The organism is Allobosea sp. ASV33, from assembly GCF_016428755.1.
In the GTDB taxonomy this organism is placed as follows: domain Bacteria; phylum Pseudomonadota; class Alphaproteobacteria; order Rhizobiales; family Beijerinckiaceae; genus Allobosea.
Genome location: NZ_JAELTI010000087.1, coordinates 1 through 25,156, shown reverse-complemented (window position 1 = coordinate 25,156; position 25,156 = coordinate 1). Strand labels below are relative to the sequence as shown.

General features: G+C 66.8%; 24 protein-coding genes and 1 tRNA gene. 15 read left to right on the top strand and 10 right to left on the bottom strand.

The window, feature by feature from the left end:
- Positions 1-221 precede the first annotated feature (221 nt).
- From JHD80_RS20950 to minE, 7 genes are all read left to right on the top strand, one after another.
- Positions 222-1,823 carry an ABC transporter substrate-binding protein gene (locus tag JHD80_RS20950; RefSeq protein WP_199091433.1) on the top strand — a complete coding sequence of 534 codons (1,602 nt, stop codon included), beginning with the start codon at positions 222-224 and terminating at the stop codon, positions 1,821-1,823.
- 174 nt (positions 1,824-1,997) lie between these two features.
- Positions 1,998-2,939: an ABC transporter permease gene (locus JHD80_RS20945; RefSeq protein ID WP_199091432.1), complete on the top strand. Its 942-nt coding sequence runs from the start codon at positions 1,998-2,000 to the stop codon at positions 2,937-2,939.
- 13 nt (positions 2,940-2,952) lie between these two features.
- Entirely contained in the window at positions 2,953-3,834 is an 882-nt protein-coding gene (locus tag JHD80_RS20940) for an ABC transporter permease (protein ID WP_199091431.1), read from the top strand.
- A gap of 112 nt (positions 3,835-3,946) precedes the next feature.
- Positions 3,947-4,948, top strand: a complete 1,002-nt coding sequence (locus tag JHD80_RS20935) for a D-cysteine desulfhydrase family protein (protein WP_199091430.1) — start codon at positions 3,947-3,949, stop codon at positions 4,946-4,948.
- A 376-nt stretch (positions 4,949-5,324) separates the two neighbouring features.
- On the top strand, positions 5,325-6,053 hold the full coding sequence (minC, locus tag JHD80_RS20930; protein WP_199091442.1) for a septum site-determining protein MinC: 729 nt from the start codon (positions 5,325-5,327) through the stop codon (positions 6,051-6,053).
- A gap of 37 nt (positions 6,054-6,090) precedes the next feature.
- Positions 6,091-6,906, top strand: coding sequence for a septum site-determining protein MinD (minD, locus tag JHD80_RS20925; RefSeq protein WP_199091429.1), 816 nt, complete (start codon positions 6,091-6,093; stop codon positions 6,904-6,906).
- On the top strand, positions 6,903-7,169 hold the full coding sequence (gene minE / locus JHD80_RS20920) for a cell division topological specificity factor MinE (RefSeq protein WP_199091428.1): 267 nt from the start codon (positions 6,903-6,905) through the stop codon (positions 7,167-7,169). Before minD ends, minE begins: the two co-directional genes overlap by 4 nt.
- 33 nt (positions 7,170-7,202) lie before the next feature.
- Here minE and JHD80_RS20915 read toward each other — a convergent pair whose 3' ends face one another.
- Positions 7,203-7,721: a hypothetical protein gene (locus JHD80_RS20915; RefSeq protein ID WP_199091427.1), complete on the bottom strand. Its 519-nt coding sequence runs from the start codon at positions 7,719-7,721 to the stop codon at positions 7,203-7,205.
- A gap of 389 nt (positions 7,722-8,110) precedes the next feature.
- Here JHD80_RS20915 and JHD80_RS20910 point away from each other — a divergent pair, with 389 nt between their 5' ends.
- The 3 genes from JHD80_RS20910 (at position 8,111) to JHD80_RS20900 (ending at position 12,076) form a co-directional block, all read left to right on the top strand.
- Positions 8,111-9,604 (top strand): HlyD family secretion protein, encoded by a 1,494-nt coding sequence (locus tag JHD80_RS20910; RefSeq protein ID WP_248311697.1) that lies wholly within the window; start codon positions 8,111-8,113, stop codon positions 9,602-9,604.
- Positions 9,605-9,660: 56 nt separating this feature from the next.
- Entirely contained in the window at positions 9,661-11,556 is a 1,896-nt protein-coding gene (locus tag JHD80_RS20905; RefSeq protein ID WP_199091438.1) for a glycosyltransferase, read from the top strand.
- A 443-nt stretch (positions 11,557-11,999) separates the two neighbouring features.
- A tRNA-Arg gene (locus JHD80_RS20900) sits at positions 12,000-12,076 on the top strand.
- Positions 12,077-12,283: 207 nt separating this feature from the next.
- Here JHD80_RS20900 and JHD80_RS20895 read toward each other — a convergent pair.
- From JHD80_RS20895 to JHD80_RS20885, 3 genes are read right to left on the bottom strand one after another with little or no spacing between them, the layout of a single operon-like run.
- Positions 12,284-13,837: a DHA2 family efflux MFS transporter permease subunit gene (locus JHD80_RS20895; protein ID WP_199091425.1), complete on the bottom strand. Its 1,554-nt coding sequence runs from the start codon at positions 13,835-13,837 to the stop codon at positions 12,284-12,286.
- A gap of 14 nt (positions 13,838-13,851) precedes the next feature.
- The gene (locus JHD80_RS20890) at positions 13,852-15,087 is read right to left on the bottom strand and encodes an HlyD family secretion protein (protein WP_199091423.1); all 1,236 of its coding nucleotides are present in this window, start codon (positions 15,085-15,087) and stop codon (positions 13,852-13,854) included.
- The gene (locus JHD80_RS20885; protein WP_248311696.1) at positions 15,080-15,565 is read right to left on the bottom strand and encodes a MarR family winged helix-turn-helix transcriptional regulator; all 486 of its coding nucleotides are present in this window, start codon (positions 15,563-15,565) and stop codon (positions 15,080-15,082) included. Before JHD80_RS20885 ends, JHD80_RS20890 begins: the two co-directional genes overlap by 8 nt.
- Before the next feature lie 262 nt (positions 15,566-15,827).
- Here JHD80_RS20885 and JHD80_RS20880 point away from each other — a divergent pair, with 262 nt between their 5' ends.
- A complete protein-coding gene (locus JHD80_RS20880) occupies positions 15,828-17,678 on the top strand; it encodes a potassium transporter Kup (protein ID WP_199091434.1) in 1,851 nt (616 codons plus the stop codon).
- A 36-nt stretch (positions 17,679-17,714) separates the two neighbouring features.
- Here the strand turns inward: JHD80_RS20880 and JHD80_RS20875 are convergent, their stop codons facing one another.
- Together JHD80_RS20875 and JHD80_RS20870 are read right to left on the bottom strand one after the other, a co-directional pair.
- Positions 17,715-17,960 carry a hypothetical protein gene (locus JHD80_RS20875; RefSeq protein ID WP_199091422.1) on the bottom strand — a complete coding sequence of 82 codons (246 nt, stop codon included), beginning with the start codon at positions 17,958-17,960 and terminating at the stop codon, positions 17,715-17,717.
- Positions 17,957-18,112: a hypothetical protein gene (locus tag JHD80_RS20870; protein ID WP_199091420.1), complete on the bottom strand. Its 156-nt coding sequence runs from the start codon at positions 18,110-18,112 to the stop codon at positions 17,957-17,959. The genes JHD80_RS20875 and JHD80_RS20870 overlap by 4 nt, the downstream gene beginning before the upstream one ends.
- 120 nt (positions 18,113-18,232) lie before the next feature.
- On the opposite strand from JHD80_RS20870, the gene JHD80_RS20865 reads away from it, so the two are divergent.
- Positions 18,233-19,075, top strand: coding sequence for a DUF6502 family protein (locus tag JHD80_RS20865; RefSeq protein WP_199091418.1), 843 nt, complete (start codon positions 18,233-18,235; stop codon positions 19,073-19,075).
- Positions 19,072-20,259 (top strand): DUF5666 domain-containing protein, encoded by a 1,188-nt coding sequence (locus JHD80_RS20860; protein ID WP_199091416.1) that lies wholly within the window; start codon positions 19,072-19,074, stop codon positions 20,257-20,259. The genes JHD80_RS20865 and JHD80_RS20860 overlap by 4 nt, the downstream gene beginning before the upstream one ends.
- Positions 20,260-20,280: 21 nt before the next feature.
- Here the strand turns inward: JHD80_RS20860 and rfbD are convergent, their stop codons facing one another.
- Genes rfbD through JHD80_RS20840 form a run of 4 tightly spaced genes read right to left on the bottom strand, consistent with a single transcriptional unit; the run spans position 20,281 to position 23,780 of the window.
- Positions 20,281-21,180, bottom strand: a complete 900-nt coding sequence (gene rfbD / locus JHD80_RS20855) for a dTDP-4-dehydrorhamnose reductase (RefSeq protein WP_199091414.1) — start codon at positions 21,178-21,180, stop codon at positions 20,281-20,283.
- Positions 21,177-22,178, bottom strand: coding sequence for a glycosyltransferase family protein (locus JHD80_RS20850; protein WP_199091411.1), 1,002 nt, complete (start codon positions 22,176-22,178; stop codon positions 21,177-21,179). The genes rfbD and JHD80_RS20850 overlap by 4 nt, the downstream gene beginning before the upstream one ends.
- Positions 22,175-22,939, bottom strand: coding sequence for an ABC transporter ATP-binding protein (locus JHD80_RS20845; RefSeq protein WP_199091409.1), 765 nt, complete (start codon positions 22,937-22,939; stop codon positions 22,175-22,177). Before JHD80_RS20845 ends, JHD80_RS20850 begins: the two co-directional genes overlap by 4 nt.
- 7 nt (positions 22,940-22,946) lie before the next feature.
- Positions 22,947-23,780, bottom strand: coding sequence for an ABC transporter permease (locus JHD80_RS20840; protein WP_199091407.1), 834 nt, complete (start codon positions 23,778-23,780; stop codon positions 22,947-22,949).
- A 167-nt stretch (positions 23,781-23,947) separates the two neighbouring features.
- Here JHD80_RS20840 and rfbF point away from each other — a divergent pair, with 167 nt between their 5' ends.
- Together rfbF and JHD80_RS20830 are read left to right on the top strand one after the other, a co-directional pair.
- A complete protein-coding gene (rfbF, locus tag JHD80_RS20835) occupies positions 23,948-24,724 on the top strand; it encodes a glucose-1-phosphate cytidylyltransferase (protein ID WP_199091405.1) in 777 nt (258 codons plus the stop codon).
- Positions 24,709-25,156: GDP-mannose 4,6-dehydratase (locus JHD80_RS20830; protein ID WP_199091403.1), on the top strand; the 448-nt coding region annotated here is incomplete at its 3' end. The genes rfbF and JHD80_RS20830, both read left to right, overlap by 16 nt.

Here is a 25,156-nt window from a genome sequence, read left to right as displayed (position 1 = left end):
GATCTACACCGATGGCGGCGGCCCCTCGCATCTCGACGTGCGCAAATATCCCTATCGCAAGATCAACCGGCCGCTCTGGCCGCATGATCCGCTCCCGCCGGGCCGGCTCGTCGTCTGACGCCCCCGCACCCGAACGGAACAGGAGAGTTCAAGCATGACCCGATGAGGGCCAGACGAGGCGAATGCCCGCGGTCCTCTGTTGCAACGCGGAGGAGAACGACATGACCACGACACGCAGACGCTTCGTTCAGGGCGGATTGGCAACCGGCGCGCTCGTCGCCGCGCCAGCCACGATCCGGGCCCAGACTACGCCTTCCGCCGCCCGTACACTCAAGGCCGTCCTGCACGGCGATCTGCGCGTCTTCGATCCGATCTGGACGACGGCGAACATGACCTCGTACCACGCAGGCATGGTCTACGACACGCTGTTCGGCGTGAACGACAAGTTCGAGCCGCAGCCGCAGATGGTCTCGAAATGGTCGCTCTCGGACGACCGCAAGACCTATACGTTCGAGCTGCGCGACGGCCTGCGCTTCACGGACGGCACCCCGGTCACCGCCAGGGATTGCGTCGCCTCGATCCGGCGCTGGGGCGCCCGCGACGGCGGCGGCCAGCATATGATGGCGCGCCTCGCCGACACGCCGATCAAGGACGACAAGACCTTCCAGATCGTGATGAAGGAGCCCTATGGGCTCGTGGTCGAATGGCTCGCCAAGGCCGCGACCAATGTCTGCTACATCATGCGCGAAAAGGAGGCCGGTACCGACCCGAACCAGCAGATCAGCACGATCCTCGGCTCAGGCCCCTTCGTCTTCAACGAGAGCGCGGTCGTCCAGGGCCAGCGCTATGTCTATGACAAGAACCCGAACTACGTGCCCCGCTCGGAGCCGGCGGTAATGACCTCCGGCGGCAAGGTCGTGAATGTCGACCGCGTCGTCTACGAGAACATCGCCGACGAGGCGACCGCGATCGCCGCGATCCGGGCCGGCGAGATCGACATGATCGAATATCCCAATGTCGACCTGCTCGACTCGCTGTCCGGCGAGAAGGACATCAAGCTCGAGGTCTTGAACAAGCAGGGCCAGCTCGGCTGGGCGCGCGTGAACTGGCTCCATCCGCCGTTCAACAACGTCAAGGCCCGCCAGGCCATGCTGCACCTGATCCACCCGACCGAGGTGATGAAGGCGACCTTCGGCGACGAGAAATATTTCCGCGGCTGCTCCTCGCTGTTCGGCATGGGCACGCCGATGGAGAACGACGCCAATATCGACTGGTTCAAGGGTGCCCCCAATATCGAGAAGGCGAAGCAGCTTGTGAAGGAGTCCGGCTATGACGGGCGCCCGGTCGTCGTGCTGCAGGCGACCAACATCGCCTATATGAACAACGCGGCGAACCTGATCGCGCAATGGATGCGCCAGGCCGGCTTCAACGTCTCGCTCCAGGCTTCCGACTGGGGCGCCGTCGTCACCCGCCGCGCCGTCAAGGCTGCGCCGGACCAGGGCGGCTGGAACGTGTTCTTCACCTCCGGCTCGGTCAACGCCTTCGGCAATCCGGTCTCGCTCAGCGGCCATGCCGCCAATGGCGAGAAGGGCTGGTTCGGCTGGCCGACCAACGAGCTGCACGAGCAATTGCGCGACAAATGGGCCGGCGCCTCGACCGATGCCGAGCGCAAGCAGATCGCCCGCGACATCCAGCAGAACGCCTGGGATTTCGTGCCGCATGCCTATTTCGGCCAATGGTTCCAGCCGGCCGCGCTACGTAACCTGACGGGACTGATCGGCATGCCCGAGCTGATCCCGTTCTGGAATGTCAGAAAGGGCTGATTTCAGCCTGATCGTGACGCGCTTCACGGAGTCCGCTCCTCGGCGTACTCCGCCCGTCCGACCGCCTTCAGGCGGGCGTGCCGGCGGCGCGAGGGCGTGCATGCGAGCGCCGCGTGCGAGCGGGCGCACCAGCCCCGCACCGAATGAACCAGCCGACGGAGGACGAACGACGCAATGCTGAGTTATCTCGTACAGCGCCTGGCATCGACCATCCTGGTGATGACGCTGGTGGGCATCTTCGTCTTCCTCCTGCTTCATCTCTCCGCGGGTGACCCCGCCGCCATCATCGCCGGCGACTACGCCACGCCGCAGCAGATCGAGGCGATCCGCCAGCGGCTGGGCCTCGACGATCCCCTGCTCGTCCAGTTCGGGCGCTGGGGCCTGCGCGTGATCCAGGGCGATCTCGGCGTCTCGATCTTCTCCAACACCCCCGTCTCGACCCTGATCCTGCAGCGCCTGGAGCCGACGATCTCCGTCGCCGTGCTGACCATGATCTTCGCCGTCTCGATCGCGGTGACGCTCGGCGTGCTCGCCGCCTGGAAGACCGGCCGACCGATCGACCGCCTGCTGATGGGCTTTTCCGTGCTCGGCTTCTCGATGCCGACCTTCGTGGTAGGCTACGGCCTGATCTATATCTTCGCGATCGAGCTGCGCTGGCTGCCGGTACAGGGTTACCGCCCGATCCTGGACGGCATCGGTCCCTGGTTCCTCCATCTCATCCTGCCGACGATCACGCTCGGTCTCGCCTATGTCGCGCTGATCGCGCGGATGACGCGGGCCTCGATGCAGGAGGTGTTGGAGGAGGATTACATCCGCACCGCCAATGCCAAGGGCGTCTCGGCGCGCACCATGCTGATGAAGCACGCGCTGAAGAATGCCGGCGTGCCGATCATCACCGTGATCGGCATCGGCGTCGCGCTCCTGATCGGCGGCGTCGTCATCACCGAGACCGTGTTCAACATCCCCGGCGTCGGCCGCCTGGTGGTCGATGCGATCTCGAAGCGCGACTATCCGATCATCCAGGGCGTGATCCTCGTCTTCTCGGGCATCTATGTGCTGATCAACCTCGCGGTCGATCTGTCCTATTCGCTCATCGACCCCCGCATCCGGCATTGAGGAGGCGCGCGCGATGACCACGATCGACGTCCCCGCCGTTCCCGCTCCCGCCACCGGCAACCGTCTCGCCCGGTTCGGCCGCTTCGCGCGCCGCAATCCCACCATGCTGCTCGGCGCCGCCATCCTGATCTTCTTCATCGGCGTCGCGATCATCGCGCCCCTGATCGCCGGCGATCCCATGCTGAAGCTGCCGACGCGGCGCCTGCAGCCGCCCTCCCCCGCATTGCGGTTCGGCACCGACCAGCTCGGACAGGATGTCTTCGCGCGCACCGTCTACGGCGCCCGCGTCTCGCTGATCGTCGGGTTCAGCGTCGCGACGATCTCGATCCTGATCGGCCTGACGATCGGGCTCTTCGCCGGCTATTACCGCCGCTTCGACGCCATCGTCATGCGCCTGATGGACGGGCTGATGGCGATTCCCGCCATCCTGCTGGCGATCGCCATGGTCTCCCTGAACCAGGGCAGCATCGGCATCGTCATCGCGGCGATCTCGATCCCGGAACTGCCGCGCGTCGTCCGCCTGGTCCGCTCAATCGTGCTCAGCGTCAAGGAACTGCCCTTCGTCGAAGCCGCGCGTGCCTGCGGCGCGAAGACACCGCGCATCCTGTTCCGGCACATCATGCCGAGCACCATCGCGCCGCTGATCGTGCAGGCGACCTATATCTGCGCCTCGGCGATCCTCGTCGAAGCCTCGCTTTCCTTCCTTGGCGCGGGCGTGCCGCCGGAAGTGCCGAGCTGGGGCAACATGATCGCATCGAGCCGGCTCTATCTCGCCCGCGCGCCCTGGACGATCTTCTGCCCGGCGATCGCGCTCGCGCTGGTCGTGCTGGCGGTGAACCTGCTCGGCGACGGCCTGCGGGACCGGCTCGACCCGCGCCTGTCGCGGCGGCTGTAGGCGTAAGCCCGGACTGCACGCCGGGCATGCATTCGCGCGCCCGGCGAATCTCCGGCGCCGCGCTATGCTGCCCTCGCCATCGATGGCGACACGAAGCTGGGAGCCTGCCGGGATGAACCGACGCGAGACGATCCGACTGGCCCTGCTGCCGACGCCGTTCGAGCCGTTGCCCCGCTTCTCGGAGGCACTGGCGCGCAATGGCGTAGGCCCTTCGATCTGGATGAAGCGCGACGACTGCACCGGCTTCGCCGGCGGCGGCAACAAGGTGCGCAAGCTCGAATATCTCGTTGCGGAAGCCCTGAAGCAGGGCGCGGACACGCTGGTCACGATGGGCGCGATCCAGTCGAACCATGCCCGCCAGACGGCCGCCGCGGCTGCGCGTAACGGGCTGGCTTGCGTGCTGCTGCTGACCGATTCGGTGGCTGGCCGTAGCGAATCCTACCGGACCAATGGCAACTGGCTGCTCGATCGGATCTTTGGCGCCGAGATCCGTCTGCTCCCGGCAGGCGGGGATGCGACCGCCATCGCGGCCGAGGCCATAGGCGGGCTGACGGCGCAGGGGAAGCGCCCCTATTTCATCCCGGTCGGCGGCTCCAATGCGCTGGGCAGCCTCGCCTATCGCGATGCTCTCCTGGAGCTGGCCGGGCAGGCGAAGGCCACGGATTGCCGCATCGACCATCTCGTCGTGCCGACGGGCAGCGGCGGCACCCATGCCGGCATCCTGGCCGGCGTCGAGGATGCCGGGCTCGATTGCCGCGTGCAGGGCGTCAGCGTCTCGCGCTCGTCCGAGCAGGCTGGCGCCATCGTTTCCGGGCTCGTGAACGACATCTACGCGCTGGAGGGCCGGCAGCGGGGCCAGCAGGCCGCGCTTGAAATCGATGATTCGCAGGTCGGCCCCGGCTATGGTCAGCCGACGCCCGCGATGATCGAAGCGGTCGAACTGGTCGCGCGGACCGAAGGCATCCTGCTCGACCCCGTCTATACCGGCAAGGCGATGGCCGGGCTCATCGCAACGGTCCGCAGCGGCGCCATCGGCCCCGACGAGACCGTCGTGTTCTGGCATACCGGCGGCGCGCCGGGGCTCTACGCCTATCCGGAGGTTTTCCAACGGTAACGCTCGTCCGCGCTCATAGAGCTGTCATTCCGGGGCTTCGCAAAGCGAAGAGCCCGGAACCCAGAACCGATGCCGTTTCTGGAAGGAATGCGTCTGGGCCAGCGCGTCACGTCATGGCGGCATCGATCTGGGTTCCGGGCTCAGGCCTGCGGCCTGCCCCGGAATGACGGGGCGGTTCCTGCACGAAATCGGCATGTTCTAAAATTCGACCTCGCGTCCTGTGCCCTCAAACGGTGCACGCTTTTGCCCGTCAGGCCCCTGCCATGCGGTGTGGACAGCTTCCCACAGACCGTATCGGGCGAGCCCATCCGAGGCTCCGGTTTACCCTCTGTTAACCATTCCCTCGATACACCGAAGCAACCGAAAATTTACCAAGATAACCGACGTGTTAACTCAACCCCGGCCCATCCGCCTCAAGGGGCGGTCCTATCTTGCGCTGACGCTGACCCCGGAGCTGCCCTTCGAGGATTGGCTGGCGCGGCTCGACGATCTCGCCTCGCGCTCCGCCGGATTCTTCCTGCGGCGCCCCGTGGTGCTCGACATTACCGGGCTGGAAATCGACCGGGCGCAGCTTCGCACCTTCGTCAGCCAGCTCGGCCAGCGCCAGGTCAGGATCATGGGCATCGAGGGCGCCTCGCCCGCCCTTCTCGGCTCCGATCTGCCGCCGGCGATGGCCGACGGGCGCCCCACCCCCGATTTCGAACCTCCGGCCGCGGCCGAGGCCGTCGAGACCGTGACGGTCGCGGAGCCGGTCGCACCCGACCTGCCCAAGGCGGTTCCCTCGATCATCGTGACGCAGCCGGTGCGCTCGGGCCAGTCGCTGGTCTTCCTCGAAGGCGACGTCACCGTCGTCGGCTCGGTCGCATCCGGCGCCGAGATCGTCGCGGGCGGCTCGATCCATGTCTACGGCACCCTGCGCGGACGGGCGATGGCCGGCACGATGGGCAATGCTGCGGCGCGCATCTTCTGCCGCAAGCTCGAGGCCGAGCTGATCGCGATCGACGGCTACTACAAGACGGCCGAGGACATGGGTCCGGAATTCCGCGGCAAGCCCGTGCAGATCTGGCTCGACGGCGAAACGTTCAAGGTCGAAGCGCTCGCCTGAGGCGCACACATAACTCAACGTTCAGAAGGAGCGGTCAATGGGCAAGGTCATCGTCGTCACATCGGGCAAGGGCGGCGTCGGCAAGACGACGTCGTCGGCCGCGCTCGGCGCCGCGCTCGCCCAGGGCGGGGACAAGGTCGTGGTCGTCGATTTCGACGTCGGCCTGCGCAATCTCGACCTGGTCATGGGTGCCGAGCGGCGCGTGGTCTACGACCTCGTCAACGTCATCCAGGGCGAGGCCAAGCTCACCCAGGCGCTGATCCGCGACAAGCGGGTCGAGACGCTCTACCTGCTGCCGGCCTCGCAGACCCGCGACAAGGACAACCTGACGACGGAGGGCGTCGCCGCCGTCATCGGCGCGCTGAAGGCGAATTTCGACTGGGTGATCTGCGACAGCCCGGCCGGCATCGAGCGCGGCGCGACGCTGGCGATGCGCCATGCCGATATCGCGATCGTCGTGACCAATCCGGAAGTGTCCTCGGTGCGCGATTCCGACCGGATCATCGGCCTGCTCGATTCCAAAACGCTCAAGGCCGAGAACGGCGAGCGCATGGAGAAGCACCTGCTGCTCACCCGCTACGACCCCCTGCGGGCCGAGCGCGGCGACATGCTGAAGGTCGACGACGTGCTGGAGATCCTGTCGATCCCGCTGCTCGGCATCATCCCCGAGAGCATGGACGTGCTGCGTGCCTCCAATATCGGCTCGCCCGTCACGCTGGCCGACCAGGGCAGCGCCCCGGCAATCGCCTATTTCGACGCCGTGCGCCGGCTCAAGGGCGAACAGCTCCCGGTCACGATCCCCGGCGAGAAGCGCGGCTTCTTCGGCAAGTTCTTCGGAAGGAAGGCGGCATGAACCTGCTTCGTCTCTTCTCCCGCCCCCGTTCGGCCCCCGCCGCCCGGGAAAGGCTGCAAGTGCTGCTCGCCCATGAGCGCGCCGCGACGGGCGGCGATGCCGATCTGCTCGGCAAGCTGCGCGACGAAATCCTGCGCGCGATCTCCAAGCACATGCAGATCGACGACGACAAGGTCAGCGTCCGGATGGAACGCGGCGCCCAGGTCTCGACCCTCGCGGTCGATATCGAAGTGCCGTTCGACGCCGGCAAGAAGGCGGCGTAACCGCTGGACATTCGATAGGGCGTACGGCAGCCATCAACCCGCCGTGCGCCCGATGATGTCATCGACCTCGTCGCGATCGATGCGGCGCTGGTCCGATAATCGCCGGGCGATCGCGGCCAGGGCGGCAAGCATCGTCGGACGGTAGAGAATGGCCGTCGCTGCATTGGCGCAACGGGTGCGCAGCGCCGCCTCGTCAGTCGGCCGCAGAAGCGCGAGATACGGCTTCATCTGCTGGAGATCGTCCTCATGCGAGGCGATCGCGCCCGGGTACCATTTCAGCCCGTCCGCGTTCCAATAGATCATCTCGCCGCAATAGCCGGCGGACAGGATGATGATCTCGATCTCCGCACGCCTGCGGTCGACCGCGCTGTTACCGCGAAAGCCTCGCTCATAAGGCTCGAAGCAGGTCTCGCCCGAGAAACCGTAGGGCGGCCGCAGCCAGGCGTGGGTGATATGGCGCCGGTGCTCCCAGCCGACGACGATATGGCCGGCTTCGTGAAAGGCGCAGGCTGCGCGCCGGATGTCCGGAGGGATGTCGCTGAGAATCGGCATCGCGTTTCATTGTCACCGCCCGCGCCTCCTGCGCAACAGCGCGTTTCCCTCCGAAGCCGGGAATCGCCACAAGGCGAACCCCAAAAACCCTATGGAATTCAATTTATTACTCGATATTTCGTTGTGTGAAGCAGCAAGCGATCGATTGTCCGCACGATCGCGCAACGCCGACAAAGCCAGACAGCGTCGGACATCATGCTCCCCTTGAGATCAGGGAGCGCGTCACGCCCATTATCCTGCGACTTCGCGATGCGGGCGCCCGGGGTCTTCGATGCCGACGAGCGGTCGAGAAGGCCGATCAAGCTCGTCGATCCGCACGAGGTTAATAACATCTTCAACGATTCCGAAGCTCCCGCTTCATCTCTTGTTTCCGCCGTTCTTGCGTTCATTTGGCGAACGGCGCGGCTTTAAGATTTGGGAAAGCGCGCTGCCCAATCGTTCCGTTCGATAACAGGGACGCAAAAATGGCCCATCAAGCTCTGCAATCCAAGAAACCCGTAGGCTTGGAAGCCGGCGACGCCAAGCCGGATCAGGCTTCGGCTGCGCTTCACGCGGCAGCCTCTCCGGCCGCCTCCGCCGGTGGCCAGGAGCCTCAGGACGCGCGCGCCCTGCAGAGCAGGCTGAAACAATACGTCGATGGCGGCGAACCCAAGCCCGAGGCCGGAGGCACTGCACCGCAGCCAGCCAAGCAGCCCATGATGACGCCGGCCGTCCGGCGGGCGGCCAAGATTTTGCTCGGGGCGGCCGTTGTCGCCGTTTTCGGGCTGGCGCCGTTGCGTACACTCCTCCAGACCTCCAGCGTCGAGGCCGTCGTCAACGCACGGCTGATGACGCTGCGCTCGCCCATCGCGGGTGAGGTCGTCGCGTCGACGACGACGCTGGCTACCTCCGACGCTCTCGCGCAAGGCTCGACCTTGCTCCGCATCGTCAATCCGCGAGCCGATCGCGGCCGGCTCGACGAGCTGGAGCAAGCCCTCGGCAAGCTGGCCAGCCAGCGGGCGACGTTGAGCAGCAAGCTTACGAGCGCGCAGGCTGCGGCGGCCGATCTCGACCGTCAGGCCGAGGCGTTCAGGCTGGGCAGGATCGAGCAGTTGACCGCCCGCATGGCTGAGCTCGAAAGCCAGATCGGCGTCGCCATCGCCCGGCGCGAGGAGGCGACCGCCGCTTATCGACGCGCCGAGGCATTGGCGCGGACCGGGAACGTCACGGCCGCGGAGTTCGACCGCCTGTCGCGCGAGGTCACGATCGCGACGGGAACCGAAGCCTCGACGCGCCATCGGCTCGCGGCCGCGACCGTCGAGCTTGCAGCGGCGCGCAACCGGATCTTCCTCGGCGACAGCTACAACGACCGGCCGAGCTCGGTGCAACGCGGCGACGAGATGCGCCAGCGCATCGCCGATCTCGGCTCGGAACTGGCCGGCCTCGACGCCGAAACGAAACAGCTGGAAGCCGCGCTCGCCGATGCGCGCGCACGCCATCAGGCCCAGTCCGACGTCGCGATGACGCTTCCGGTGACCGGGCGCATCTGGGAGGCGATGGTCTCTCCCGGCGAGCAGGTGCGCGTCGGCCAGGATCTCGCCCGGTTGATCGATTGCTCGACGGCGGTCGTGACGGCGAATGTCACGGAGTCCGTCTATAATCGCCTTTCGGTCGGTAGCCCCGCCCGCTTCGTGCCGGCCGATGGCGGCAATGACCTGCAAGGGAAGGTCGTCAACCTGACCGGCCGGGCCACCGCAGCGGCAAACCTCGCGATCGAGCCCGCCGCGCTGAGCAAGGAGCCTTACCGGGTTACGGTTTCGGTGCCGGACCTGGGCGCCGGGCAGACCTGTGCCGTCGGTCGAACGGGCCGCGTCGTGTTCGGCGAGCAGGCCTCCGCGCCGTGACGCATAATCTCCTGACCGCGCTGGCGCCGGGTCTCGCCGCCGCGGGGCTTGCCGTCATGCTCACCCCGTTGCTGAGGCATGACCGGACGCCCGCGCGCATGCTGATGGTCGGCGTCGGGCTGCTGCTGCTGCTGCGCTATTTCCAGTGGCGGGTGACGTCGACGCTGCCGCCGCTCGGCTGGACGGCCGATTTCGCGGCGGGGAGCATTTTCCTGGTCGCGGAAACGGCGTCGCTGTCGGCGGCCATCCTGGCCTCCATCTTCCTGTGTCGGACGCGCAACCGTTCGCCTGAGGTCGAGGCGAACAAGGCCTGGCTCGCAAGCCTCGAGCCGCCGTTGGTCGACGTCCTGATCTGCACCTACAACGAGGAAGAGGCCATCCTCGAGCGCACGATGATCGGCGCGACCGGGATGAACCACAGCAATTACCGAGTCTGGGTGCTCGACGATGGTCGCCGCGCCTGGCTCGAAGAGCTGTCGCAGCGCCTGGGCTGCCGCTATCTGACCCGGCCGGACAACAGCCATGCCAAGGCCGGCAACATCAATCATGCCCTGGCGCATCTGGCGACCCTGCCGGATCCTCCGGCGTTCATCTCGATCCTGGACGCGGATTTCGTGCCGCTCCCGGATTTCCTGTCGCGGGCGCTGTGCCTGTTCCGGGACCCGGGCGTCGGCCTGGTGCAGACGCCGCAGCATTTCATCAATCCCGACCCGATCCAGACCAATCTCGCCGCCGCCCATGTCTGGCCGGACGAGCAGCGCTTCTTCTTCGATGTCGTGCTCGCCGCGAAGGATGCCTGGGGCGCGGCGTTCTGCTGCGGCACCTCCTCAGTCATCCGCTTCGCGCCGCTGATGGCGATCGGCGGCTTCCCGACCGATTCCGTCACGGAAGACTATCTGCTGACGTTGCGGCTGAAGGAAACGGGCTTCACCACCGCCTATCTGAACGAGCCGCTCACGCTAGGGCTCGCCCCGGAGGGGCTCAAGGAATACATCACGCAGCGTGGGCGCTGGTGCCTCGGCTTCATGCAGATCACGCGCGGGCGCAGCGGGCCGTTCTCGCGCAGCTCCAGCCTCACCTTCATCGACCGCCTGTCCCTGGTGGACACTTTCCTCAACTGGACAGCGGTCTATATCGCGAAGCTGCTCGGGCTGCTCGTCCCGGTCGGCTACCTGCTCTTCGGCATCCATACCGTCGATGCCGATCTCTACGACCTGCTGGGCTATTTCCTGCCGTTCTTCCTGTGGCACTCGGTCACGATGAGCTGGATCTCGCGTGGTCGTTCGCTGGTCTTCATGACCGACGTGTCCCAGTTCATCGCGGCTCCGGCGATCCTGAAGGCGGTCTTCACCGGGTTGCTGCGGCCGCGGCACCAGAAATTCAAGGTCACCGCCAAAGGTGGCGACCGGGGCCAGCGCTTCATCGAATGGCCGCTCGTAAAGATCTACGGCAGCATCATACTCCTCACCCTGGCCGGTCTGGTCTATGCCTTCGCGATCCATGTGCGTGGCGACAGCCTGACGTCGGGCGGCCTCGCCTTCGCCTGGAGCTGGTACAACCTGATCGTCCTCGTCATCGTCTGCTTCGTCTGCGTGGAACAGCCGCGGCGCCGCAAGGCGGAGCGCTTCGCGACCGATGAGGCGGTCATGCTCGAATGTGCCGGGCAAAGCCTGATCCTGCGGCTGACGGACATTTCCATCACCGGGGCCGGGCTGCGCGGCGAACCGCCGGCGCCTCTGGGCACGGCCATCATCTGCACGATCGGCGGGCGCGCGGTCCGCGGCACGATCGTGCGCAAGCTGACGGATGGTTTCGCGATCAAGTTCGACGAGGAGCTGAAGACGCGCATCGAGATGATCCGAGGCTTCTATGCCGGCAACTATGTCAAAGCCTTTGCGCAGGTCGCGACATTGGGTGTGACGACCGCCGTCGTGCGCCGGCTCTTCGACTGAAGCGATCCCGAACCCGATCGCGGCGGGAGATCGGTCGCGGCTGGCGGCATCTCGATATCCACAAACGGCCCATGTCCCGGGAACGGCATCGTCACGGTAGGCTTTCTGTGAGGTCATCTTCCGCGAGGTCCTTTGCCAGGTCCTCATGCGCTGGGTAAATCGAATACCCTGCTGGAGCCTAGGCAAAGAGAGTTGTCGACCGCTTCGCCGACGATAAGGAGACGGTGGTCGAACCGCTCGGGCGCGTCGCACGTGTCTGGGTCGAGACGGTGCCGACCACGCAGGCTGTCGCGGCGCCGAAGCGGGGCTTCCAGATCTCCAGCCGCAAGCGCGCCACGCCGACACGATCGGAGCGCGTATCCATTGCCGCCGGAGAACTGCGCCTCATCCAAAATCCCGCATTGCCGAAGCAGCGGGGATCGGCTATCCAGCCTTCACGGTTAGCGCCCGTAGCTCAGCTGGATAGAGCGTTGCCCTCCGAAGGCAAAGGTCACACGTTCGAATCGTGTCGGGCGCGCCATAAAAATCAATTACTTACCGTATTCACCGGCTTGCAGGCCGTTCGGCGCAATCAAATATGCGCGTCCCGAGGTCCGCCCGCAATGGCCGACAAGCTCCTCGCTTAGCGGCGCCGAATGGCAGGCCGCACACACCGTATCTGCTCGCAGCAGTCAGCTCGAGACATAAATAGTCGGGATCTCGCGCGAACTCTCACCGCAGGACATGATCATTCCATGACCATGGCGTGATCGTCGGCTGGCGCAGCCGCCTCCCGGCGCGGCGTTCGCAGCAGGGCGAGGAAGGGCAAGGCCGCGAGGCACAGGATCATCAAGAGCTTGAAGTCGTCGATATAGGCGATGATCGTCGCCTGGCGCGTGATGACCTCGTCGAGCGCGGCGCGCCCGGCCAGCGTCGTCGGGTCCCAGGCATGCTTGATCGCCGGCATCTCGAAGATGCGGTTGAAGGGCGTCACGTAATTGGCGATCTCGGCATGGTTGACCTGCAGGTTGCGGGTCAGGAGGTAGCTCACCAGCGAGATGCCGACGCTGGAGCCGATATTGCGCGAGAGGTTGTAGAGGCCCGTGCCGTCACCGCGATATTCCGCCGGCAGCGTCGCGAAGGTAATGGTCGTCAGCGGCACGAAGAGCAGGCCGAGCCCGCCGCCCTGGACGAAGCCGGTCAGCATGATCCGCTGCTGCGAGACATCAGGCGTCCAGCCGGCCATGTCGTACATCGCCCAGGCGCTGACGAGGAAGCCGGCGCCGAGCAGGAGGCGGGTGTCGACCTTGCCGATCAGCCGGCCGACCATGAACATGCAGGCCATCGTGCCCAGGCCCCGCGGGCCCATGACGATGCCGGCCGTTACGACGGGATAGCCCAGCAGCGTCTGTAGGAAAGGCGTCAGCAGCGCGAGCGAGGCGAGGTAGCAGATGCCGACGATGAAGATGAAGATCAGGCCGACATTGAAGTTCCGGTCGAGGAAGAGCCGCGGCTTGATGAAGGAGTTCTCGGCCGTGAAGGTGTGCACGACGAGGACGTAGAGCGCGCCGACGCAGACCGCCGCCTCGACGATGATCTCCAGCGAGTCGAACCAGTCGAGCTGGGCGCCGCGATCGAGGAAGAGCTGCAACGCGCCGATCGCGATGCTGAGCGCGCCGAAACCGGTCCAGTCGAGCTTGGCCAGCGCGCTCGCCTTGGTCTCGGAGACGAAGATCGAGACGCCCGCCAGCGCCAGGATGCCGAGCGGGAGGTTGATGTAGAAGACCCAGCGCCAGGAGATGTTCTCGGTCAGCCAGCCGCCGAGAACGGGGCCGAGCACCGGCCCGACCATCACGGAGATGCCGAACAGCGCCATGGCGGAGCCGCGCTCCTCCGGCGTGTAGATGTCGAGCAGGATGCTCTGCGAGAGCGGCACGAGCGAGGCTCCGAAGAAGCCTTGCAACAACCGGAATCCGACGATCTGCGTCAGCGACTGCGCCGCGCCGCACAGGATCGAGGCGACGACGAAGCCGATGATCGCCGCCGAGAGCACGCGCTTGCGGCCGAAGCGGGCCGCGAGGAAGCCTGAGGGCGGCGTCATGATCGCCGCCGCCACGATATAGGAGGTCAGGACCCAGTTGATCTGGTCCGCGCTCGCCGAGACGCTGCCCTGGATATAGGGCAGTGCGACATTGGCGATGGTGGTGTCGAGCGCCTGCATGATGACCGCGAGGATCACGCAGGCGGTGATGGCGCCGCGATTGGCGACGGGCGCGGCAGCCGGAGTGGCAGCATTGGCCATGGCAGGCCTCTTCGTTACTTGCTGACCTTGCCGACGGCTTCGCTGACGAAACTCGGCAGACCGCGGGCATGGCCTGTATCAACGTCGAGCGTCACGCTCATGCCGGCGCGCAAGCGCGGCTGGTCCGGCGGCGTCTCGATCTTCACGCGCATGGCGATACGCTGGACGACCTTGACCCAGTTGCCGCTGGTGTTCTGCGCCGGCAGCAGCGAGAAGCTCGCGGCCGAGGCTGGGCTGATGCTGTCGACCGAGCCCTTCCAGACGGCGCCCGGATAGGTGTCGACATAGACCTCCGCCTCCTGGCCGGGCTTCACCCAGGTGAGCTCGGTCTCCTTGGGATTGGCCTGGATCCAGACATGGTCGGTCGAGACCAGGCTGAAGGCATTGGTCGCCGCCTCCAGATACTGGCCCTTCTGCAGCGCGGGCACATTGGTGACGACGCCGTTCATGGGCGCACGGACCGTCGTATGGTCGAGCTGGCGCTGCGCCTCGGCTCGCGCCGCAACCGCATCCTTGTAGCGCGGATGGTTCTCGACCGGCGCATCGGGCTTGCCGTTCAGGTTGGCGGCGATGCCGGCGAGCTGGCTTTCGAGCTGCGCGAGCTTGAGCCTTGCGCCGTCGAGATCGTGCTTGGCCTGATCGAAGGTCGCCTGCGAGGCGACCGATTTGGTCGCGAGGTCCTGCTGGCGCTTGAAGCTGGTCTCGTAGAAGGCGATGTCGGTATGGGCCTGCTCGATCTGGCTCTGCATGCCCTTGTAGCTGGCCTTCAAGGCTTCGAGATCGTTATGGACGATGCCGATCTGGGCGTCGGTCCGCTCCAGCGCAAAGCGGAACTGCCTGTCGTCGAGGCGGAACAGGACATCGCCGGCCTTCACCACCTGATTGTCGCGGACATCGATCTCGCCGACGATGCCGGCGACATCGGTCGAGACCGCGAGGATATCGGCCTGGACATAGGCGTTGTCGGTCGACATCACCTGCCCGCCGGTGACGTAGTAATAGCCGCCGGCGATCAGCGCGATCGGCAGCAACGCGAAAAGCACGAGGCGCGTGCGGTTGCGCCGATGCCGTGGCTCCGGGCCGGGCACGACCTTCGGGGGCAATTCCGGCTTTGTCTCGGGCGCTTCCTTCGCGGTCGTCTCGGTGCGAGCCTTCGGCTCGAACTGCCGGATCTCCGCCCCGCCGCCTGAAGAGCCGGGTTCGGACTCTTCACGGGTCGTCGATTCCGTATTCCTGGCTGCGTCATCCATTTTGGACCTGCCTTTCGGCCACCGGCATCTGGCAGGCGGCCGTGAGATTGTCTTTCATCCGCCCCAGCGTCGCGAGAAGCTGCTCGCGTTCGGCCAGCGGAATGTCGTCGAAGGCTTCCGCCCGCGTGACGTCGCCGAGCGCGCGCAGCTCCGTCAGCTTCGGCCGGGCCTTCTCGGTGAGATAGAGCTGCCAGATGCGCCGATCGCTCGCGTGCGGGCGGCGCTCGGCCAGGCCGCAGCTTTCGAGCTTGTCCAGGATGCGCCCGACCGTGATCGGCTCCACCTCCAACAGCTCGGCCAGGGCACCCTGCTGGATGCCGGCATTCTGGTCGAGATAGGCGAGCACCTGCCACTGCGAACGTGTCAGCCCGGAATCGCGCGCATGCTGCTCGAAGCGCTTGCGCAGGAGACGGGCGACATCATGGAGCAGGAAACCGACCGTCGGCGACGGCTTCTTAGGCGTGCTGATCATAAGCATCTATATAAAATTCATGTTGCGATGCGTCAACGCCGACTTTGTCCGACAGGCGAGCCTGCCGCCACGTTCGGCGAGGCAGCATCGCCGCGGAACCGGGAGTTCTTTCGGGGGCACTTGCGGCCACCGTCCGACATGGCTTACCCCAAGGGAAACAAAGAGAATAAAAAAGGGGGGGGGGCGGCCTTTGTCCAAGCCAGCAGCCGTACAGGTCCATGGCGGGCCGGACGCGCATCACGGCCATCGCTCCCCGATCGGCATCGCCATGCTGGGGGCGCTCGGCGTCGTCTACGGCGATATCGGTACGAGCCCGCTTTATGCGTTGAAGGAGGCGGTCCGCGCGGCCAGCACGCAGGGCGCGCCGGATCCGCGGGCGATCATCGGTTGCGTCTCGATGATCCTCTGGGCGCTGATCCTCATCATCTCCATCAAATACGCGCTGCTGATCATGCGCGCCGGCAATCGCGGCGAAGGCGGGATCATGGCGATGCTCGCCCTGCTCAGGGCGCGCCACGCCAAGCCGGGGACGCTTCGGGCGCATGTGCTGGTGCTCGGGCTCGTCGGCGCCGCCCTGCTCTATGGCGACGGCGCCATCACCCCGGCGATCACGGTCCTCTCGGCGGTGGAGGGCCTCAAGATCGACGCGCCTTTCCTGGCGCCGGCCGTGGTACCGATCACCACCGTGATCCTCCTCGGCATCTTCCTCGTCCAGCGGAAAGGCACGCGCTTCATCGGCCAGTTGTTCGGGCCGATCATGCTGCTGTGGTTCATCGCGCTCGCTCTCTTGGGCATCAGGGGCATCCTGATGGCGCCGGGCATCCTCGCGGCGATCAATCCCTTCGCCGCGCTCTATTTCATCACGCATACCTCGCCGTTCGTCGGCTTCGTCGTGCTTGGCGCGACCTTCCTGGCGGTCACCGGCGGCGAGGCGATGTATGCCGACATGGGTCATTTCGGGCCGCAGCCGATCCGTTTCGCCTGGTTCAGCGTGGTGCTGCCCGCCTTGATGCTGAACTATTTCGGCCAGGGCGGACTGCTCCTGACCGACCCCGCGGCCATCGACAGCCCGTTCTACCAGCTCGCGCCGGACTGGGCCCATTACCCGCTGATCGTCTTCGCCACCGCCGCCGCCGTGATCGCCGCGCAATCGGTCATCACCGGCGCCTTCTCGCTGACCCAGCAGGCGATGCAGCTCGGGCTGTTTCCTTCCGTCCATGTCAGGCACACGGCGGACGACCAGAAGGGGCAGATCTATATCCCGATCGTCAACTGGATGATCTGCGTGGCGACCTTGGTCTCGGTCTTCGCGTTCCGCTCGTCCGATGCGCTGGCCGGCGCCTATGGCGTGGCCGTCTCGCTGCTGATGGCCATCACCACCTGCCTCGCCGCGCTGATCGCACTGAAATGGGGCTACAGCCTGCCGGCGGTCCTCGCCGTGAACGGCTTCTTCCTGCTGATCGACCTCGTCTTCTTTTCCGCCAATCTGGTGAAGCTGGCGGATGGTGGCTGGTACCCGCTGTTGATGGCGCTGGTGCTCACCGTCATCATGCTGACCTGGCGGCGCGGCCTCGCCCTGGTCGAAGCCGCGCGCAACCGCCAGCGCGAATCCGAGAAGGACTTTCTGGCGATGCTGGCGACGAAGCCGCCGATGCGCCTACCGGGCACGGCGGCTTTCCTCGCCTCGGCCGCGCGCGGCGTCCCGCTGTCGCTGTCCCATTTCGTGCGCCACAACCACGCGCTGCACGAGCATATCCTGCTCGTCACCGGCAAGCCGGAGGAGGTGCCGCGCGTCGCGGACGCCGATCGCATGGAGATCGTCGAGCTGGCACCCGGCATGACTCGGGTCGTCCTGCATTTCGGCTTCATGGAAACGCCACGCATTCCCGACGGGCTGCGCTGCGGCGTCGAACGCGGCCTCCTGCCCGGCATCCAGCTCGACGATCTCTCCTATTATATCGGCCGCGAGACCATCATCCCGCGGGAGGAGATCGCGGGCATGGCGGTCTGGCGCGAGCATCTCTTCGCCTTCATGCAGCGCAATGCCGAGCGCTCGGCGGCCCATTTCCATATTCCCGCCAAGCAGGTCGTCGAGGTCGGCGTCGAGATCGAGATCTAGCGCTGGCCCATCGGCAATCCGGGCAGCGCATGTCCGCTAGCAAGGCCGCTGCACCTGATGCCCGGTCACGGGGTCGCGATAGCCGCGAGAATGGCAGTCGGTCCCGCCCTCGCGCGTAACTTCCGCAGACACCAGCAGCCAGGCGATGCCCAACGCGATCGCGGCCAGCAGGAAGCGCCCGGCAAGGCGCGGAATGCGCGTGGCGGATCGCGCTCCAGCTCTTGCCGTGAAGCGCGATCCAGACAGCGGCGGGGCGCTTGCCGAATGGGGCGTATCGCTCATGGGTGCAACGCGCTCTCGAGCACGAACAGAACATAGGGCACCGAGAACGCGATCAGGCAGCAAGCGGCACGCGTCGTCGCAGCCGCCAGTTCCGAGCGGCGTAGCGACAGGCTGATACGGGACCAGCGTGACGAGGAGTGAGAGGGCGACATTGCAGGATCACAAATAAGTGGGAATTATTCCCACTTAACTGTTTCCCATCGGCCACACAAGAGGCTACCAGAATTTTTGTGGGATTGTATCCCACATTGGAAAAGCCTAATTATCGCCACATGTCGGACGCAGCCCAGGATCCCACCGCCGAGAAGCTCTATCCGCCGCTGGCGCGGCTGCTGCGCCCACTCGTGCGGCTGTGCATCCGCGCCGGGATGACGTTCCCCGCGCTGTGCCAGCTGCTCAGGGAGCTTTACGTCAACGTCGCCGAATACGACTTCGCCCTGCCCGGCAAGGAACAGACCGACAGTCGCGTCAGCCTGCTGACCGGGATCCACCGCAAGGAGGTCAGCCGTTTGCGCGGCGCCGGTGCACCGGTGAACGCGGTGCCGGCTTCGGTTTCGCGCACGGGTGCGATCATCGCGCGCTGGATCGCCTCGCCGCGCTATTGCGATGCCGCCGGCGCCCCCCTCCCCTTGCCGCGCACGGCGGACGCCGGACAGCCCTCCTTCGAGGAGCTCGTGGCCTCGGTCACGCGCGACCTACGCCCACGCGCCGTGCTCGACGAATGGGTCGACCGCCGAATTGTCACAATCGACGCCGAAGACCGGATCGCGCTGGCCGAAGCGGCCTTCATTCCCCAGCACGGCGACGACGACAAATTGTACTATTTCGGCCGAAACCTGCACGACCACCTGGCGGCCTCGGTCGCCAATGTGCTCGCCGCCAAGCCGCCCTTCGTCGAGCGCTCGGTGCATTATGACGGGCTCTCGGCCGAGTTGGCCGAACGGCTCGAAGCGCGCTCGCGGGAGCTTGCGCTGGAGATGCTGCAGCAGCTCAACCGCGAGGCGAATGCCGCCTGCGAGAGCGATGCCGGCGGCGATCACCGCTGGAATTGCGGCGTCTATGTCTTCCGCCAGAAGGAACCCCGCGAAGACGACGCCGGGGCCATCCGGGGATGAGCAAGCGTCCCGCATTGACGCGCCGGGCGCTGCTGGCCTCCCTCGGCACCACTCTGGCCTGGGGCCCGGCCCTTGCCGCGCCGGAACGGCCGCGCGATGTCGGCATCGGCGGCACCGGCTTCGCACCGGAAGGCAATGCCGGCTCCGACCGCGGCATCGGCGGCACCGGTTTCGTCGGCACGATCCAGCGCTTCGGCAGCATCATCGTCAACGACAGCCGCATCGCCTATCCGCAGGAGGTGCCGGTCACCATAGACGGGCTGGTCCGCAGCGCCCGCGACCTGCGCATCGGCCATGTCGTGCGTGTGGTCGCGCGGCCCGACGGGAGCGGACTCGTCACCAACGGGATCGCCGTCGAGCGGGAGGTGGTCGGGCCGATCACCGCCGTCTATCGCGACGGGATCGATGTCCTCGGGCAGCCCGTTCAGACCCGGCCCGGTCAGCAATCCAGGGGCTGGCGCAAGGGCGAGTCTGTCGCCGTCAGCGGCCTGCGACGGCTCGACGGGACGATCGTCGCCAGCCTGATCGAACGCTCCGGCCAGGAAACGGCGCATGTCGTCGGCGTCGTCGAGAAGGATGGTGACGGGCTCTGGATCGGCGGGCTCAAGCTGCTGGATATCGACGAGAGCTTCGTCGGGCGGCGCGTGGCCGTCTCCGGACGCATCGCGCGGGGCGGCTTCCGGGCGAGCGCCGTCGCACCCGCCTCCGCGCTGCCTGCGACCGGCACCTTCTCGGTCGAGAGCTATCTTCGCGGCGGCGAAGGGCAATTGCTGCTGGGCTCGGGACTTTCGCTGCGCAGCGAAGCCTTCAGTTACGACCTTTCGCCCTGGCAGGATGTCCGGGCCGTCCTGGAGGGGCGCATCGGCCCCGGCGGCGTGCCAAGCATCGACAATCTGCGCGTGGCGCGGCCCGAGGGCGATGGCGGCGGCAATGGCGGCGGCCCGGCCGGAGGGCCATCGTTCGGTCCCGGTGGCTTCGGCCATGGTGGCCTGACCGGTGGACCGGGGGGCTTTGGCCCCGGCGGGCGCGGCGAGATGGGCGGCCGCGGCGGATTCGGCGGCCCCGGCGGAATGGGCCCGGGCGGCGCCGGATCTGGCGGCCACGGCGGCGGGCCGGGAGCTGGCGGGCCGGGCGGAGGCGGACCAGGCGGGGGCGGCTCCGGCGGAGCGGGGCCCGGGCGCTGACGGGACGGTCGCGAGACCCTCTCAGGCGCCCGATTGCGCGCCCGACGCGGCCGACCCGAGCAGGCCATCGAGCGTCGGCTCGAGATCGTTCCGGAATGGCCCGAGCGCCAGGCCCTGCCTGAGCGCCAGGCTGCAATCGAGAACCGCGTTGAGAGGCCGCCTCGCGGGTGTCGGACGCAGACTCGACGGAACGGGGATGACCGTCGTAGCCGCCCGGCCGCGGCGGCCGGCCGCCTCCAAGATGATCCGCGCCTGCTCCGCGCGACTGAGCACGCTCTCGCCGGCGAGGTGCATCAGCCCGCTGCTTGCAGCTCCGTCGAGCAGGCGCCTTGCGAGCGTCAACAGGCCTTCGGCAAGCGCCGGCGCATAGGTCGGCCGGCCATATTGGTCGCCTACGATCGTGAGCCGGTCGCGCCCCTCGGCCCAGCCCAGCAGGCGGCTCACGAAACTGTCGCCGGACGCTCCAAATATCCAGGATGTTCTCACGACCAACGCGGAAGGCAGCGCATCGAGGACCGCGCATTCCCCCGCGCGTTTCGAGGCGCCGTAGACATTGATCGGCCGCGGCGTATCGCTTTCGCGATAGGCTCGGTCCTGCGCGCCGTCGAAGACGCTGTCGGTGGAGACATGGATGAGCGGCAGCCCCGCTCGCGCACAGGCCCTGGCCAGCGCCGCGGCGGCGTCCCGGTTGAGGGCGAAAGCCAGCTCCGGCTCGCTCTCCGCGCGATCGACCGCCGTATAGGCGGCCGCATTGATGACGGCGGCGGGGCGGAGCTGGTCAAGGAGGCGCTCGGATGCGCCCGGCTGCGTGATGTCGAAATCGGGACGACCTGCGGTCACGATATCGCCGCCGCCGCGATCGGCCAGCGCCCTGGCGAGCAGGCCGGAGCGCCCCAGCACCAGGATGACCGGCGCTTTCATGCCGGACGCGGTCCGCTTGCCGCATCGGCGGCGGCCCCGGCATTGCGGGCGAAGCGAGAGCCAAGGCCGGCATTCCGCCACGGGATTAGGGCGCGATCTGGCGGGCCCAGCCGGTTGCGGGCGCCGTCTATCAGGCCGTTGGCCAGCGCCGTCACGCAGTCGCGCGAGAAACGATGATGAACGAGATGAACCGCGAGCCTGACCGGCAACGAGATCAGGAACTTCGCCTTGTGCCGCATCGGAACATGGGGCAGGCGCAGCATGGCGAGCTGGTTGCGGACATAGGTGTAGAGCCGGCGCGCCGGCTGGTCGGTCAGCAGCAATCCGAGCGGCAGACGGATGACCCCGCGGCCGAGCTGATGCGGCATCGAAACCGCTGGATCGACCCAGATCGAATACCCGGCAGCCCCGGCGCGCAGGCACCATTCGATATCGATCGCGTCGATGAAATAATCGCCGCGGAAAGCGCCGATCGCCGCCAAGGCGTCGAGCCCGATCAACGAGCCCGACGAGATGACGAAACGGCTGCGCACGGGATCGCCTTCGCCCCGAAGCTGCGCCCGCACCGCCGACAACCGCATGGCCTCTCCTTCGATATCGACCGGCTGCGGCCCCACGACGGCGACACGCTCGCCGCGCGACGTGAGATCGCGATAGGTCGCGGCCAGGGCGCCGACGAGACCCGCCGGCGGCCTGCTGTCTTGGTCGAGAAGTAACAGGAATTCGCTGCCGCAGGCTTCCGCCAGTTGGCGCAGGACATTGTAGGCGGCACCCAGGCCCCGGTTGAGGCCGGGCCTCAGCACGACCAGTTCGGCCGCCCCGGCCCCAGCCTCGAGCGCCTGCTGCTCCTCGCCGCTGACCGGCCAATTGGCGTAGATGGCGATCGTCGTGACGTCGTCCGTCAGCGAAGCAACGAGCCGCTGCAGCGCCTCCCATTCCGGGCGATAGATCACGATGCCGGCGACGCAGCGCGTCGGCTTTTCGGCGGAAACGGTCATGCCGGGATTCTCCTGGGTAAAGGCGATTGGGAGGGCGCGAGCACGTCGTGCAGCGGCCCGTCGGCGACGAGCCGGCCGTGCTCCAGCCGCAGCGCCCGCGTGCACAGGCTGGCGAGCAGGCTGTCGCTATGCGAGGCGAGGACGAGGATGCCGGCGCGGGCGACGAAGGCGGCAAGCCGCGCCTGCGCCTTGGCGATGAAGGCTGAATCGCCCGCGAGGATGCCCTCGTCGAGCAACAGCACCTCGGGATCGACGCTGGTGCAGATCGCGAAGGACAATCGCGTCTGCATGCCCGCTGAATAGGTACGGATCGGCATGTCGAGGAAGCCGCCGAGCTCGGTAAAATCGGCGATCTCGTCGATCCGGTTCTCGATCTGGCGGCGGCTGAGACCGAGATAGAGGCCGCGTAGGCGGATATTGTCGTAGCCGCTCGCCTCGCCATCCATGCCGAGGCCGATGTCGAAGAGCGGCGCGATCTTGCCGTGGACGGCGACGCGCCCCCGCTGCGGGACGTAGATGCCGGCGAGCACGCGCAGCAGCGTCGTCTTGCCGGCGCCGTTATGGCCGACCAGCGCGACGCGCTCGCCATGAGCAATACCGACATCGATGCCGCTGAGGGCTTCGACGCAGGTCCGCGCCCTCGCGTCGGAGCCGATGCGGCCGCCGGTGGCACCGCTGACGATGCGATTGCGCAGGGAGCGGGCGCTACCGCCATAAAGCGGAAATTGTACGCTGACGCGGTCGAGGCGGATCGAGCTCATCGCCGCCTCACAGCCAATAAGCCACGCGCCAGCGCAGCCGCGCATAGAGGGCGAACGCGAGGAGGAGATTGAGCAAGGTGACGACGAGGGCGACGGCGAAGCTCTCGGCCGGAAAGCCGGCTCCGAGCAACGGCCCGCGCACGATCTCGATCAGGTGGAACAGCGGATTGAGCTCCGCGAGGGCGCGCCGCGTGCCGAGATCATCGGCGCGCCAGAGCACCGGCGTCACGAACAGCAGCATCTGCGTCGCATTGGCGACAAGCGGCATCATGTCGCGAAAGCGCGCGCCGAGGAGGCCGAGCGTCACGCTCCAGCCGATGCCGTTGAGCAGGAGCAGCGCCAACCCCGGCAAGGCCGCAAGCCCGGCCCAGCCGGGCCTGACGCCGCAGACAAGAAGGACAAGGAGGACGATCACCGCGTTATGCGCGAGGATGATCAGGTTGCGCCAGACGACGCGCAGGACATGAATGCCGATCGGCGCCGGCATCTGCTTGATCGCGGCCGTGGCCGCCGTGAAAGTCGCCGCGCCCTCGTTCAGCAGGGCGGTGATCAGCGACCACAGCACCATTCCTACGGTGACATAGGGCAGGTAGGCGACCACCGGCACGCGGAAGAGCGCAGCGTAGGTGAGGCCGAGCCCCGCGACGAAGACGGCGAGGCTAATCGTCACCCAGAACGGACCGAAGACCGAGCGGCTGTAGCGTTGGCGGACATCGTACCAGCCCATGGTGAGCCAGAGCTCGACGAGGCCGAGCGCTTTGGCGGCATCAGCGATCGCGCCACGCCAGGGATGGCGGCCGCGGCATCGGGCATCGTGAACAAGCATCGCAGGGGCTGACACCAGCCAATCTCCTCGAACGGACATTCAGTCCGCCGCGATCCGCAAGAAACGAACGGCGGCGGGTTGACAGGCCCAATAAGTGGGAATAATTCCCACGTCAATGTCGAGTGGGAAAATTTCTCACGTTTTTGGCCTCGCCGATCTCGGCGCACATACGGAAGCGAGCGATGAAGATCAGGAAGGCGGTGATCCTGGCGGGCGGCCGCGGCACGCGGATCATGGAAGAATCGGAACACCGGCCGAAGCCGATGATCGAGATCGGCGGCCGGCCGATCATCTGGCACATCATGAAGCTGTATTCCCGCTACGGCATCAACGAGTTCGTCATCTGCCTGGGCTACCGGGGCTATGCCCTGAAGGAGTATTTCGGGAACTACCTGCTCCATTCCTCCGACGTGACCTTCGACTTCACGCAGGGCGGCATGACCGTCCATGCCGGCCGGGCCGAGCCCTGGAAGGTCACGCTGGTCGATACCGGGCAGGAGACGATGACGGGCGGCCGCATCGCCCGCGTGAGGCCCTATCTGGAGGGCGAGAGCTTCTGCCTGACCTATGGCGACGGCGTCTCGGACGTGCCGATCGACCGCCTGATCGCCTTCCATGAAAGCCATGGCCGCGCCGCGACGGTGACGGCGGTCCGTCCGCCCGGCCGCTTCGGCGTGCTCGATCTCGACGGCAACGGCGTCACCGGCTTCCGCGAGAAGGCTGCGAGCGATTCAGGCTTCATCAATGGCGGCTTCTTCGTGCTGTCGCCGCAGGCGCTCGACCAGATCGCCGGCGACGACACGGTGTGGGAGAGCGGCCCGATGGAGGGCCTCGCCCGCGACGGCGAGCTGATGGCCTATCCGCATGACGGCTTCTGGCAGCCGATGGATACGCTGCGCGACAAGCGCCGCCTCGAGGAGCTCTGGGACACCGGCGAGGCACCATGGCGGGTCTGGTGAATCCCGATCCCGCTTTCTGGCGCGGGCGGCGCGTGCTGGTCACCGGCCATAGCGGCTTCAAGGGGAGCTGGCTCGGGCTCTGGCTCAAGCGGCTCGGCGCTGTGGCGTTCGGCCTGTCGCTGCCAGCGCAGAACGATGCGGAAAGCGAGCGCCTCGGCTTCCTGGACAGCATCATGCCAAGCGTCGCCTGCGACATCCGCGATATCGGGGCGATGCGGGCCGCCCTAGAGCAGGTCGCGCCGGAGATCGTGCTGCATCTCGCGGCCCAGCCGCTGGTCCGCACGTCCTATCGCGACCCGCGCCTGACCTTCGAGACCAATGTCATGGGCACGCTCAACCTGCTGGAGGCGATCCGCGCCCAGCCGAGCGTGCGCAGCGTCGTGATCGCGACCACCGACAAATGCTATGAGAACCGCGAATGGCCCTGGCCCT